The sequence below is a fragment of the Halomonas salipaludis genome (assembly GCF_002286975.1).
Classification (GTDB): Bacteria; Pseudomonadota; Gammaproteobacteria; order Pseudomonadales; family Halomonadaceae; genus Franzmannia; species Franzmannia salipaludis.
On sequence record NZ_NSKB01000019.1, the window covers coordinates 17,267 to 30,555 of the forward strand.

10 protein-coding genes and 1 pseudogene are annotated in these 13,289 nt (G+C 56.3%); 4 read left to right on the plus strand and 7 right to left on the minus strand.

Annotated elements, in window-relative coordinates; translation table 11 throughout:
• The first annotated feature begins 37 nt into the window (after nt 1-37).
• A complete protein-coding gene (locus CK498_RS25050) occupies nt 38-994 on the plus strand; it encodes a D-ribose ABC transporter substrate-binding protein (RefSeq protein ID WP_095623572.1) in 957 nt (318 codons plus the stop codon).
• A gap of 504 nt (nt 995-1,498) precedes the next feature.
• Nucleotides 1,499-2,269 carry an SDR family oxidoreductase gene (locus CK498_RS25055; protein ID WP_095623573.1) on the plus strand — a complete coding sequence of 257 codons (771 nt, stop codon included), beginning with the start codon at nt 1,499-1,501 and terminating at the stop codon, nt 2,267-2,269.
• A gap of 152 nt (nt 2,270-2,421) precedes the next feature.
• On the opposite strand, the gene CK498_RS25060 is transcribed toward CK498_RS25055, so the two are convergent.
• The 7 genes from CK498_RS25060 to CK498_RS25090 form a co-directional block, all read right to left on the minus strand.
• Nucleotides 2,422-3,465, minus strand: a complete 1,044-nt coding sequence (locus CK498_RS25060) for an ABC transporter permease (protein ID WP_095623574.1) — start codon at nt 3,463-3,465, stop codon at nt 2,422-2,424.
• A 41-nt stretch (nt 3,466-3,506) separates the two neighbouring features.
• Nucleotides 3,507-5,060, minus strand: coding sequence for a sugar ABC transporter ATP-binding protein (locus CK498_RS25065; RefSeq protein ID WP_095623575.1), 1,554 nt, complete (start codon nt 5,058-5,060; stop codon nt 3,507-3,509).
• 70 nt (nt 5,061-5,130) lie between these two features.
• Complete coding sequence (locus CK498_RS25070; protein WP_095623576.1) at nt 5,131-6,135, minus strand: substrate-binding domain-containing protein; 1,005 nt, start codon at nt 6,133-6,135, stop codon at nt 5,131-5,133.
• 89 nt (nt 6,136-6,224) lie between these two features.
• Nucleotides 6,225-7,223, minus strand: coding sequence for an ABC transporter permease (locus CK498_RS25075; protein ID WP_095623577.1), 999 nt, complete (start codon nt 7,221-7,223; stop codon nt 6,225-6,227).
• A 649-nt stretch (nt 7,224-7,872) separates the two neighbouring features.
• Nucleotides 7,873-8,841 carry a sugar-binding transcriptional regulator gene (locus CK498_RS25080; RefSeq protein WP_095623581.1) on the minus strand — a complete coding sequence of 323 codons (969 nt, stop codon included), beginning with the start codon at nt 8,839-8,841 and terminating at the stop codon, nt 7,873-7,875.
• Nucleotides 8,842-8,953: 112 nt separating this feature from the next.
• Nucleotides 8,954-10,678 carry a dihydroxyacetone kinase family protein gene (locus CK498_RS25085; RefSeq protein ID WP_095623578.1) on the minus strand — a complete coding sequence of 575 codons (1,725 nt, stop codon included), beginning with the start codon at nt 10,676-10,678 and terminating at the stop codon, nt 8,954-8,956.
• A 74-nt stretch (nt 10,679-10,752) separates the two neighbouring features.
• On the minus strand, nt 10,753-11,232 hold the full coding sequence (locus CK498_RS25090; protein WP_095623579.1) for an RpiB/LacA/LacB family sugar-phosphate isomerase: 480 nt from the start codon (nt 11,230-11,232) through the stop codon (nt 10,753-10,755).
• Between the two features lie 330 nt (nt 11,233-11,562).
• Here CK498_RS25090 and tal point away from each other — a divergent pair, with 330 nt between their 5' ends.
• Nucleotides 11,563-12,513: a transaldolase gene (gene tal, locus CK498_RS25095; RefSeq protein ID WP_095623580.1), complete on the plus strand. Its 951-nt coding sequence runs from the start codon at nt 11,563-11,565 to the stop codon at nt 12,511-12,513.
• A gap of 26 nt (nt 12,514-12,539) precedes the next feature.
• Nucleotides 12,540-13,289, plus strand: a pseudogene (locus tag CK498_RS25100) (transketolase); the annotation flags it as partial.

Below are 13,289 nucleotides of genomic sequence, written 5' to 3' on the forward strand. Positions count from 1 at the left end.
GGCATCACCATCACAAACCCAAAAAAGGTGTAACGCCATGTTCAGTACAAGAAAATCTCTGCTCGCCGCAGCCTTCGCCATCGTCGCGCCCTTGATGGCAGGCAGCGCCACTGCCCAGGACGAGGGCCTGATATCGATCATCGTCAACGACGCCTCCAACCCCTACTGGTTCACCGAGGGCGAAGTGGCAAGGACCACCGCCGAGGAGCTGGGGTATAGGGCCAATGTCAGCTCCCATGTGGGCGACACCAACACCGAAAGCAACCAGGTCGACACCGCCATTACCAACCAGGCCAAGGCCATCATCCTCGACCCGGCCAACGCCGACGGCTCTATAGGCGCCGTCCGCAGAGCCGTGGATGCCGGCATCCCGGTGTTCATCGTCAACGCCGAGATCAACCAGCAAGGACTGGCCAAGGCCCAGTTCGTCTCCAACAATGCCCAGGGTGCGGCCCTCGGTGCTCAGCAGTGGATCGAAAGCATCGGCGACGGCGCACGCTACGTGGAGCTCAAGGGCGCCCCGTCCGACAATAACGCGGCCACTCGCTCCAATGGCTATGAAACCGTGCTCAGCCAGTATCCTGACCTGACCAAGGTGGGTGAGGATGTCGCCAACTGGGACCGCACCCAGGGCTACAACAGGATGCAGAACATGCTTCAGGCCAACCCCGACATTCAGGGCGTGATCAGCGGCAACGATGAAATGGCGCTGGGCGCCATCGCCGCACTGAAGTCATCAGGCCGCTTGGATGATGTCGTGGTGGGTGGCTTCGATGGCTCGCCGGACGCAGTGGATGCCGTCAAGGCCGGCGACATGGCCTATACCGTGCTACAGCCCGTCGCGATCTTCGCCGAAGAAGCCGTACGGGTGGCCGACCGCTACATCAACACCGGCGAAACCGGCCTGGATAGCGAAAAGCAGCTGTTCGACTGCATGCTGATCACTCAGGAGAATGCAGACCAGTACAGCGCCCCCTTCGTTCTCGGTCAGTGATCGGCCAGAACGTTCTTTGCTTGCAAGAACGCCCCCGGATGGGGGCGTTCTATCATCTGGAGAAGCGTTTATCCGCGCTCTGCAGGCCCATCGCTACCACCCATCTCGACCGGGAGGCGGCTCATACTCAATAACTCGGTTTCGCAGCGACCTCAGTGGGAGTGTACCTGGCAGAAATTTTTGCCAGACAGAACAAATGGCCAGCACGCGATCAATCGAAAGATAGCTCACCACCTTCTGAAAACTTCAGAACCAAGAAAAAATCATTACTTACAAACAGCTACCAATAAGATAATCCTAAAGTATAATCTATTAAGGCTATACGACCTTTGACGCTACAGTAGAAATCCTCCATACATAAGATCAGCAAATGATCACATGAAAGAGATGAATCATCACCTCTACAGCACTCCCGAGGCCATAGGCAAACGCTGGCTGCTCCCATCGAAGTTATCAAGCGGCGCATAGCTAACTGGCCTCCGCCCCCGGTCAAGGAGACCATTCATGCCGTTTCATTACACACTCTCCCTTGATGGCAAGGTGGCTCTGATAACTGGAGCCGCTGCCGGCATCGGCAAAACCATTGCCGAGGCCTACCTCAATCAAGGCGCGCGCGTCGTACTTATCGACCGCAATCCCGAGGTGCCGGGCATTGCCGCGCAACTCGCCACTCAAGCCGGCCATGCTGAAGACGCCACCGGCATCATCGCCGACCTGACCGACAAGACTAGCCTCGAGGCCGCGGTGACGGAGGCTATTGCGGCCTTTGGCGTGATCGACATTCTGGTCAACTCCGCCGGCGTGGTGGAGCTGGAACCAGCAGAGGAACTGTCCGAAACTAACTGGGACAAGACCCTGTCGATCAACCTCAAGAGTGTGTTCATGATGTGCCAGGCAGTAGGACGTCACATGCTCGAGCGTGGCGAAGGGCGCATCATCAACTTGGCATCTCAAGCTGGACTGGTGGCTCTGGATCAGCACTTGGCTTATTGCGCGAGCAAGGCTGGAGTGATTTCCCTGACTCAGGTGCTGGCGTTGGAATGGTCGCCGCGTGGAGTCAACATCAATGCCATCTCTCCTACCGTGGTGCTCACCGAGCTGGGCCGCAAGGCTTGGGCCGGAGAAGTCGGCGAAGCGATGAAGCAGAAAATTCCCACCCGGCGCTTCGCTGAGCCTGAGGAAATCGCCATGGCGGCGCTATATCTAGCCGGCCCAGGGTCTGGCATGATCAGTGGCGAGAACTTAGTCATCGACGGTGGATATACCGCCCAATAGGCTTCTATCGTCATTCAATTTTAAGCAACAAAGCCGCTCCTTGAGAGCGGCTCAGTTTATTCGACCAACAGAGTAAGGAGCGTAAGAGTAGAGGCCAGAATACTATTTATACCCTCCTACTCCACCTCATCCTTCCATGGCAAACCATGGACTCATCTCATGGCCAACCTATCCAGTTGAGAAAAGAACAGGCCAGCAAATAGAATAAAAGCCCCGAGTATAGCCGTCTGCCACGCACTCGGAATGCCCACAAGAATGAGTACATTGCTAACCAGTGTAATCAATACAACACCCAGCATGGTACCCACCACCGACCCCATGCCTCCTGTGATCCGTGCGCCACCGAGCACCACAGCCGCAATGACAGCTAGTTCTGTCCCTGCAAGATCGAATGGGTTCGCTAACCGGTTTGCTGTAACATGAATAACCCCCGCCACTCCCGCAAGCAAGCCCGCGTACGCAAAGACAAAAACTCGCACACTTTTCACTCGATATCCCAACCGCTCAGCAACATCTGGCTTCCCCCCAACCGCAAAAATCGCGCGCCCGATAAGAGTATGCTTCAGCATCCACCATGTCACAGTGGCCGCAAGTATCAATATGAGAAAGTAGACTGGGAGCCCTATTTCAGACCCACGCGCAGCCGTAGCAGTTATAATATTCAACCTTCCAAACGCATCCATTGCACTGGGAATATTCATAAATAATGCAGTGCCAATGAAGGTAAGTAGGAATCCCCGCAACATGTATTGTGTACCAATTGTCACGATGAGTGCTGGTGCACGAAGATAACTCACAAGTAGTCCATTTAGCGCGCCCAACCCGGCACCCATAATGCCAGCAATACCAAAGATAGGCACGATGCCAAGATCAGGAACGACATTGACAACGAATAGTGTCAAGGTGTACATCACAAAGGCAGCTATGGCGGTAAAAGATACATCCAATCCACCTGAAGCCAACACGACCAGCACTCCCAAGGCAAAAAGCCCGCGCACAACGGAGGCTCGAAGGATATCGAATAAATTCGACAACTGCCAAAAGTCAGCGTTTATTGCTCCAACAGAAAGGCAGGTAACTACTATTAGGAAGAGTGGAAAAATTGCCGGATGATGGGCCGACCACACCCAGAAGTTTCGCAGGACTTTTTGCGCAACTCCGTCGAGGTTATTATGTGAACTCTCAATTGTAATCATACCCCCCTCGCCTCCATATACATATAAGAAATAGACGAAATTTAGTCTCCAACCACAGCCGAATATAGCGTGTGCTCGTCTAACCCTTCTGCTTCATAAGTCTGGTAAATTCGCCCATTCCGCATCACAAGAATTTTATCGCAATTCTGCAGCAGTTCGGGAAGATCATCAGAAACAATAAGCACACCCATACCCTTATCCGCTTGTGATTGTATGATGCGGAAGATGATCTCTTTAGACCCGACATCTACACCTACCGTAGGGCCATGCAGTATGAGCAATCTCGGTTCGGCGGCAAGCCATCGACCAATAAGTACACGCTGTTGGTTTCCGCCTGACAACGATGACACCGGCGCATGGATGTCTTCAGCTACAATCTGCAAATCCTCTAATGTGTTCTGAGCAGCCTGACGCGCACGACTGCGGCTCACAAGGCCAAACCCTGAACGTAGGCGATCCAGTATCGACATGGTAATGTTTTCTGATATCGTTTTTTCAAGGAATAGCCCTTCGGCCAGTCGATCCTCGGGAACATAAGCTACACCCTCCCTGATAACACGATCAGGCGCTGAGAGATCTAGCGCATTGCCTCCCAATACCACGCTTCCCGTTTTCGCAGGTGCTAGACCAGCCAGCGTCATAGCCAGTTCATTCCGCCCGGAGTCGGCAAGTCCAGTAACCCCAAGAATTTCTCCTTGAGCAATGCTCAAGTCAATCTCTTCATAGGCCTTCTTTAGGGATAGTCCTTTCACCTCCAGCAGAGGAGGTAACTTTTCGGGCTGCATGTCTCTATAACGACCCTGTTGTAGTTCACGCCCCGTCATCCAATATCCAATTTCAGCATTGGTAGCCTTCGAAACATCGCATTCGTGAACCAGTTCACCGTCTCGCATTACTAAGCCAACACCACCAATATCACGTGCTTCATCCAGCTTGTGCGTCACAAAAAGTACCGCTGCGCCTTCAGACTGTAAGCGACGTATTACTCTGATAAGATTGTCAACCTCCCGCCTCGTCAGAGAGGTTGTTGGCTCATCCATTATGACTAATCCCGCCTCACTTGCCACGGCGCGTGCAATCGCAACTAACTGACGGCTTGCTAGAGGAAGTGTCTCCACCTGGCGTGAAAGGAAGGCACGCTCTGTTGGCAGTCCTACGACCTCTAGAGCACGGCAAGCAGAATCCCGTAGTCGAGACAGATCAAGACGGTGGAATAGCTTCCCTGACCACTCCACTAGTTGTTCGGAGAGGCCAATATTTTCAGCAACAGAAAGGTTGGGAAGTAAGGATAGATCCTGATACACAGTCTCTATGCCCGCACCGAGCGCTGCGATAGGCCCCAGGCCGGTCATGTCACGACCTTGAATTAACACTTGTCCTGCGCTAGAAGATTGAGCCCCTGAGATGATCTTGATTAAGGTGGACTTTCCACAGCCGTTCTCCCCGAGAAGGTGGTAAAAGCGTCCACGCTCGATACGAAGGCTCACTCCTTTTAGCGCATGAACGCCACCATAGTGTTTATGCAAAGAGCGTGTTTCCAGAAACGGCGACGCAGTAGCGGCCTGGGTGCCCTGAGGATGTTCGGAATCAAGCATGGGGCTCTCCTAGAGTGTGCGCCTACTAGGTAGGAGGTAGGCTTACTCGCAGCCTACCCCCAAGGATGCTTCAGAACGGGTAGTCGCTCCAGTTCGATGCATCGACATCTACCCAGGCCTGGCCACGCACAATCTTCCCTTCTCCCGGCCCATCAGTCACGGTCACATCCTCGTAACCGGAAACACCAAGGTCATCACCTGTTTTTATCTCCTCACCATTCAGAAACTTATCGGCGAGTATGTTCATGACATAGCCCGCGTCTTTAGGATCCCAGAAAGCAATGCCGTCCACTGCCCCACTCTCTAGATAGGCAGAGGTGTCCTGTGGCAAGCCAAGCCCGTAAACGCAAGTCTCATCCTCAAGCCCGGCTTCTTCGACCGCACGGCCAATACCAATTACATCGATAGCCGAACCACCCTGGAACCCTTTTATATCGGGGTAAGCCCTCAGAATTTCCTTCGCTAGTTCATAGGCCCGATTGGCATCGTTGAAACTTTCATTCTTGGGTGAAACCAATTCCATCTCGGGAAATTGGGCCATATACTCCTCACCACCATCGGCCCACTGCACATGCGTCAGGCTGCCCAAAGATCCTACGAATGATGTCCACTGACCCTCATGACCCATACATTCCGCGATATCTTCAGCGAAGTGTGCACCAAACTCGGCGTTGTCAAAGGCTTCAAGATTAAGCTGTGTGTTTTGCAGGCTGTCCGCCTCATGCGTAATGACAGCGATCCCGCGACCCATGGCACGGCGCAACACTCCCTCTAGCGTAGAAGGATCCATAGGTACAATGGCTAGAGCATCGACCTCCTGGGAAATGAGATCCTCTATGATGGCAGCTTGCTGTGCCGCATCCGCTCGGGCCGGCCCAACTTGCCGCGTGCCGATACCATCATGCTCTTCCCCGTAGAGGGTTACACCCTCTTCCATTCGGGTAAACCAATTCTCACCTGTCACCTTAACGACAGTCACAACCTCTTTGTCATCCTGTGCGGTAGCAGCCCCTGTGCCTAACATCGCCACGCTGGCGACGAAAGAAGCAAGCAGCAGATTGTTATTTTTTAGCATTGGCGAATCTCCTCCACTTATACCGCATCCTCGGTGAAAGCCCGGTGTCGTGCGTCGAGGTACGCACGCGGGACTAGTATCAAAGTTTTTTACTCACCACGTCCCCTAAGAATAGCGGGCACATAATCGCTCCATTCGACGCGTGTATTTGCAAGGAACAGCAGAAGCATCAACCCCCATGCACAATCGCGGAAAAAGTTAGAAATCTGCATGAAGTTGAAGAAACTCGACAGCAGCTGAAGCGCTATGGCCGATAGTACTACACAGGTGACTCGGCCATAACCACCCTCAGGGCGCACACCTGCCATAACAGCAATCAATATAGCGACCAGCACATAAGAAGTTCCATAATCCCATTTAACGCTCGAAGTCCTCGCAGCAATAATGATTCCTGCAATAGAAGCCAGCACTCCTGCTAACAAGTAGGTGCGAAACAAGATAGACTTTACACGCATGCCGGCAAACCGCGCGGCTGTTGCGTTAGAGCCCATCAAGAAAAGATGAACGCCAAAACGCGTATAACGCAGCAGGACTGCCAACGCGAGAGCAATGAGGATGAACACACCAAAGGTTCTCGGCACTCCCCACAATGGCATATTTCCAAAATCGTCAATGACTGGAATATACCCCAACTGAAGCGCAGACCCACCGGTCACACCCACTGCTATGCCCGTGAATAACAGCTGCGTACCTAGTGTAACGATGATAGGCGTCATCCCGGCATAGCCGATTAACATACCATTAATCGCACCACCTATAACACCAACTCCCAGTGCGATTGCAGAGAAGGACAATAAGAACCCTACTGGTGATACTGCCGGCGCAATGATCATTGGCGCAATCATGAAAGCCACAACTCCCGAGAGATTCGCCAGTGCAATACCCGATAAATCGATCCCCCCTCTGCCGGATATCATGGCAAGCATCACTCCTAAAGCCAGCAAGCCAAGCTCTGGAATCTGTGTGCCCATGGACTGGAAATTGTAGAGCGTCATGAATCGCTCCCCCACCAGGGTCATTGCCGCAATAATGATCGCCGCATTGATACCCACGAGGAACAAGAGCTGGAAATCCTGCCTTGACGACATACCACTCCCCTTTATAGACCCCCGCTATAGCAGGGCCAATATCACTCAACCCAATACAGCTTCGCACACCCAAAGCAGGTCACTTATAACTACACGCTTACCCAGAATGAATGAGGTGTCAGGGCACTTCGCCAAGCTACCCAGCCCCCAAACGTAGTTCATCATCAGAATGATGATCTGGTCACCAGGCCAAGTGAGGTTTTTCTAATTTATAAAATTCCTTTATAGCTACTGTCACAGCCTGGATTGTCCAGGGCATGCCACAGCAAAATTTTTTCACAGCACCTGTAGCCTTCAGCCTTGCATCCGCTAATCTCGTTTGCCTCTGGGGCGTTTCAAAAGCTCTTTAACTGTTCATATGCATTAACGCCCAGCATGGCCGATGAGTCAACCTCGCCATCGCTTCATTCTCTAAGACTTTAGGCTACCAACACATACCTATGATTCATAAGGAAAAATATCCATATCGTTGGTTTTTAAAAATACTCCCGGCGCCTCCATCCCCGCCAAAGCCTGGAATATATGATCTTGTGTCGAACGAATGAACAGACAAGAAAGTGGACGCAGACGACGCGTCATTCCTTATGAGCCGTCGAGAGCAAGCCGTGAGTGACAGCCATCACTCACGACGTCATCGGCTAGGGGCGGGCTAGGAGGTCGCCTCATCAAGGCGAATGATGGTGTGTGCGTTGGTAGCACTGGTCGCCAGGGTGTCAATCACCCCGGTGCGCAAGGCGCCAAGAATCCCCACCGCCTTGGTGTTCTCACTGGCGATGGCGATCACATCAGAGATGCGAGTCAGGTCCTGGATATTGAGGCCGATCACGCGCCCCTGCATTGGGGTGACCGAGGGGCGGCCGTGTATATCGATGAAGTCGTACCCCATCATGTCGCCCACGGTGCCTGATAGGCGCGCCTCTGCTATTTCCTGAGGCGAGAACCAGCCCATACGTACCATATTGCTATTCTCGCTGACGTCTCCCACCCCGATCAGGGCGATGTCAGCCCGTCTAGCTCGATCCAGGGTCTGGCGCACTGTCGAATTGTCGTAGAGGGCATCCCTCAGCTCACCGCTCTGTGCCAGTGCCGGCGCGTAGAGCGTCTCACTCTCGCCACCGAACTTGCTCGCCAGGCGTCGGCAGATATGGTCAGGATTCATGTACTCCCCTGCCCGCAGGGAGCCACCGATAGCACAGACAAAAGACACATTGAGCCGCTCCGCGCCGAAAACATTGTCGGCCACTGCTCCAACGTTGCGGCCCATCCCGACAGCAACGATCTGGCCATCGGCCAGACTGCGGGACAAGTGATCCGCCACCAAGCTGGCTACTGAGGAACGTTGCGCATCTGGGTCGGAGTTATCTAGGGCGATCAGCGCCCGCTTGAGGCCGAAACGCCGCTTGAGCTCCTGCTCGATCTCGGCGCTAACCGCCGGATGCTGGCGTACTCTGACATCGACGATGCCCTCCGCCTGGGCTCGCTTGAGCAATCGCCCGACGCGTACCCGCGACAGCCCCAAACGATTGGCGATGATCTCCTGAGTCTCACCCTTTACGTAGTAAAGAGTAGCGATCTCAGTCATCAGATCGATATCCACGGCATCCTGACGTTCACTCATCCTGCTGCTCTTCCCGGCTCTTGTCATGGCGGACATTAGCATACTTCATATCCGCTAGGTTCCCGCCACGGGACGGGATCCTCGACTTTCATCCGCAAAACCGGGCAGCGCCTTATTCGCAGTGCTCCAGGACGGGCACCAGGGCACGAACGATGATGGCCAGTGATATGGCACCGGCATCTGGTGTTCCCAAGCTCTTTTCGGCCAAGGGGCGCGCACGCCCCACCCGGGGCAGCAAGTCCGCCGTTGCCTCGGCAGCCTTCTGGGCTCTTCGCGAGGCTCTCTCCCAGGCGGTACCAACACTCTCGCCCGCGGCTACCGACGCCGACAAGCACTCGGCAAAGGGCACCAACACGTCCACCAGGGTCTTATCGCCGGGCTTGGCCTTGCCAAAGTTCATGACATTATCGCTGGCAGCGGCCACGCCAGCGGCCAGGTGTTCGGCAGATAACGAATCCTCGTCACCCAGAGCCTCACCGATGGAGGTCAGAATGACACCCCAGATTGCTCCAGAGGTACCCCCCGCCTGGTCGGACCAACACTCCGCCGCCCGACGCAGCACCGTTCCAGCACCAGCGCCAGCAGAGTGGACGTCTCTGGCAGCCTTAAGGCCGGCTTTGCTGCCACGCTGCATGCCAATACCATGATCGCCATCCCCTGCCACCGCGTCGATACGCCCCAGCTCGGCAGCATTTTCGTCGACGATGGCGGCCAAGGCATCGAGTGCCGCCACCACGCCGCAGGCTAGCTCTTTGGATGCTGCGCTGGCCGGCGGCACCCCAAGCTGGCCGACCGACTCCACTTCGGCAGGGTCGATGGCTTCCGCTGGCCGCACGCTCCCCTTGCGAAAAGCCGGGGCATCCGCGGGCGCCATCCAGCAGCGCGCTATCTCATCGTCAAGCCACAATAGGGTTAGAGACACGCCTGCCATGTCCAGGCTGGTCACCAGCTCTCCCACCTCCGGCTCGACAATCCGTAGTCCCGCTTCACGCAGCAGCTCATCCACCCGGCGGTAGACCACGAAAAGCTCTTCATACTTGACGGTTCCAAGCCCGTTGAGTATCGGCACCACGCGGGCACCATGTGGTTCAATGCCCTCCGGAACCTCATCGAGCAGACGCTTAACCAGCATCTCCGCCAATCCGTTAGCAGTTGGCACATCAGCCTCACTGATTCCAGGCTCGCCATGGATGCCGAGACCAATGGCCATCTTCCCCGCGGGCACGTGAAAAAGCGCGTCCTCCGCCCCAGGCAGGGTGCAGCCATCAAAAGCTACGCCAAAGGAACGGGTGCGGCGATTAGTCTCCCGGGCTACGGCCACCACCGCATCGAGGGTCGCACCCGCTTCCGCCGCTGCAGCCGCCGCTTTGAATACTGTCAAGTCACCAGCAATGCCACGCCGCTTGTCGAATTCGACCAGAGAAGCGCTGGCCACATCATCGGTGATGGTGACGATCTCGCAGGGAATCCCCTCAGCAATCAGCCGCTCCCGGGCCCGGCCGAAATGCAGCACGTCACCGGCATAGTTGCCGAAACTCAGCAGTACGCCACCACCGTTATCCGCCGCCTTGGCGACGGAATAGACCTGCTGAGCCGACGGAGAGGTAAATAAGTTGCCCATGACGGCACCATGGGCCAGGCCCTGCCCCACCAAGCCGGCGAAGGCCGGGTAGTGGCCACTGCCTCCGCCGATCACGACCGCTACGGTACCGGCCTCACTCCGGGTACTGCGTATCACACCGCCGGGCACGGCCATTAGCTTGTCACGATGGGCGGCCACCAACCCCAGGCGAGCCTCTTCGGGAAAGTCATTGGGATCATTCAACAGGCGTGTCATGACAACATGCTCCCTGAGCATAGGTGGACCGGGACCTTACCGACTCACCATGGTTATTATCGACCGGCGCTGGCTCACCGCTTCTCACCAACGAGGCGCGCCTCATATTCAGCGATCCTAGCCAGCTTCTCGGCGGAAGGGCCTCCGGGGAAGAACTGTCCCAGAAAAGTAGACACGATCTCCTTGGCCAGCTCCGGCCCCACGACCCTGGCACCCAGCGTCACGATCTGAGCGTCATTGCTGGTGCGTGCCTTGCCGGCAGAATAAGTGTCATGGGCCTGGGCGGCGCGAACGCCGGGCACCTTGTTGGCAGAGATGGCCACCCCGATACCTGTACCGCAGACCAACACGCCGCGATCGAAGCGTCCCTCCTTGATCGCCGTGGCAACCTCGAAGGCCACATCCGGATAGAGGATCGGTTCGGCATTATAAGTACCGAAGTCTTCGACTTCATGACCCAGCGCTCTCACGTGAGCGATAAGCACTTCCTTTAGTTCGAAGGCAGCTTCATCGCCACCGATAGCGACTCTGAGTGAAGGCGCAATATCTGGCATGGTGATCTCCTCTGGTGATGGCATCGGTTCTCGGCCCACGGCTCTGCGACGCCTGCCGTTCAGCATCAAACTATCATCAACCGATCATATGTAAAGCATGCGATCATAAGAAGCCCTATCAACCCACCGCTCGCAACAGCAGACCAAGAAACAAGATGGAAATAAGCTACTGATAATATTGACATTATTCCCACATCATTCAAAGAAAAGATAATAACAGTACTTTAGTCTAACGATTGCGGCTCGACACATTGGCATGATTAGCCGAAACTCCTAGAAAATCCACGCATCATATGCTCACACGCCGATCATAAAAACAGAGGAAGTCCTATGTCCCGTCTCGATGCCCTGCGCCAGCACTCCCTCGTAGTTGCCGACACCGGCGACCTCGACGCCATCCGGCGCTACCAGCCCCAGGACGCCACCACCAACCCATCCTTGATCCTCAAGGCATTCGAACTGCCCGGGTACCAAGAGCTCATCGATGATGTGCTGAGCGAGGCACGGAACGAGGGGGGCGATCTTGCCGAGCGCACAAGTCAGTGCGTGGACCGCCTGGCGGTCGCCATGGGCAGCGAAATTGCCGACGTAGTGCCAGGCAGGGTCTCTACCGAGGTGGCAGCCCGACTCTCCTTCGACACCCAGGCCAGCATTCGCAAGGCACACGAATTGGTCGAGCTATATGCGCGACGTGGTGTGGGTCGCGACCGCGTGCTGATCAAGTTGGCCTCGACCTGGGAGGGCATTCGTGCCGCCGAGGTGCTGGAGAAGGAGGGCATTCAGTGCAACCTGACGCTGCTGTTCAGTGACGCTCAGGCCCAGGCCTGCTTCGATGCCGGCGTCTTCCTGGTATCCCCCTTCGTCGGGCGAGTCACCGACTGGCACAAGAAGGAGAGCGGACGCGACTATGCCCCGACAGAGGATCCCGGCGTTAACTTCGTGCACGGCGTCTGCGCAAGGGTCGGTCGCGGCGGCTACGACACTGTGGTGATGGGGGCCAGCTTCCGCACCATCGACCAAGTCCTGGCCCTGGCCGGCTGCCCGCGGCTAACCATTTCACCGGCACTACTGGAAGAGCTGGCGGCCGAGGAAGGCGACGTCAAGAAAGCCGTCGAGCTCCCGGATACCACCGCGCCCCTTGCACCGCTCGATGAGCCAACCTTCCGCTGGGAGCATAACCAAGATGCCATGGCCACCGAGAAATTGGCCGAGGGCATCAGGCGCTTCGCCGACGACCAGCAAACCCTCGAGACACTCATCGCCAAGCGTCTGACTGCTTAATGTCCGTTATCAAAGGAAAACTCGACATGCCATCCCGTTTCGAACTGGCCAACGCCATTCGCGCGCTGTCCATGGATGCCGTACAGAAGGCCAAGTCCGGCCACCCCGGCGCTCCCATGGGCATGGCCGATATCGCCGAAGTGCTGTGGAACGACCACCTCAGCCACAACCCGGCCAACCCGCACTGGGCCAACCGCGACCGCTTCGTGCTCTCCAACGGCCACGGCTCGATGCTGCTCTATTCGCTGCTGCACCTGTCCGGCTATGCGCTGGGCCTCGAGGACCTGCAGAATTTCCGTCAGTTGCACTCCAGAACCCCGGGCCACCCGGAGCTGGGCTACACCGCCGGCGTCGAGACCACTACCGGCCCGCTGGGCCAGGGCCTGGCCAACGCGGTGGGCATGGCGATTGCCGAGCGCACCCTGGCGGCGCAGTTCAATCGCCCGGGGCACACTGTGATCGATCATCGCACCTGGTGCTTCCTCGGCGACGGTTGCCTGATGGAGGGCATCTCCCACGAGGTGGCGTCATTGGCCGGCACCCAGGGGCTGGGCAAGCTGGTGGCCTTCTATGACGACAACGGCATCTCCATCGACGGCGAGGTCAAAGGCTGGTTCACCGACGATACCGCCAAGCGCTTCGAGGCCTACGGCTGGCACGTGGTGCCCAACGTCGACGGCCATAAGCCCGAGGAGATCCAGGCCGCCATCGAGCTGGCCAAGCAGCACGACGACAAGCCGAGCCTGATCATCTGCAAGACCATCATCGGCTTCGGT

Excerpts from the sequence above, each read along its gene's own strand:
- CK498_RS25085 (WP_095623578.1), bottom strand. The coding sequence starts at position 10,678 with ATGACACGCCTGTTGAATGATCCCAATGACTTTCCCGAAGAGGCTCGC.
- CK498_RS25050 (WP_095623572.1), top strand. The coding sequence starts at position 38 with ATGTTCAGTACAAGAAAATCTCTGCTCGCCGCAGCCTTCGCCATCGTC.
- CK498_RS25060 (WP_095623574.1), bottom strand. The coding sequence starts at position 3,465 with ATGATTACAATTGAGAGTTCACATAATAACCTCGACGGAGTTGCGCAA.
- CK498_RS25075 (WP_095623577.1), bottom strand. The coding sequence starts at position 7,223 with ATGTCGTCAAGGCAGGATTTCCAGCTCTTGTTCCTCGTGGGTATCAAT.
- CK498_RS25065 (WP_095623575.1), bottom strand. The coding sequence starts at position 5,060 with ATGCTTGATTCCGAACATCCTCAGGGCACCCAGGCCGCTACTGCGTCG.
- CK498_RS25070 (WP_095623576.1), bottom strand. The coding sequence starts at position 6,135 with ATGCTAAAAAATAACAATCTGCTGCTTGCTTCTTTCGTCGCCAGCGTG.
- tal (WP_095623580.1), top strand. The coding sequence starts at position 11,563 with ATGTCCCGTCTCGATGCCCTGCGCCAGCACTCCCTCGTAGTTGCCGAC.
- CK498_RS25055 (WP_095623573.1), top strand. The coding sequence starts at position 1,499 with ATGCCGTTTCATTACACACTCTCCCTTGATGGCAAGGTGGCTCTGATA.
- CK498_RS25090 (WP_095623579.1), bottom strand. The coding sequence starts at position 11,232 with ATGCCAGATATTGCGCCTTCACTCAGAGTCGCTATCGGTGGCGATGAA.
- CK498_RS25080 (WP_095623581.1), bottom strand. The coding sequence starts at position 8,841 with ATGAGTGAACGTCAGGATGCCGTGGATATCGATCTGATGACTGAGATC.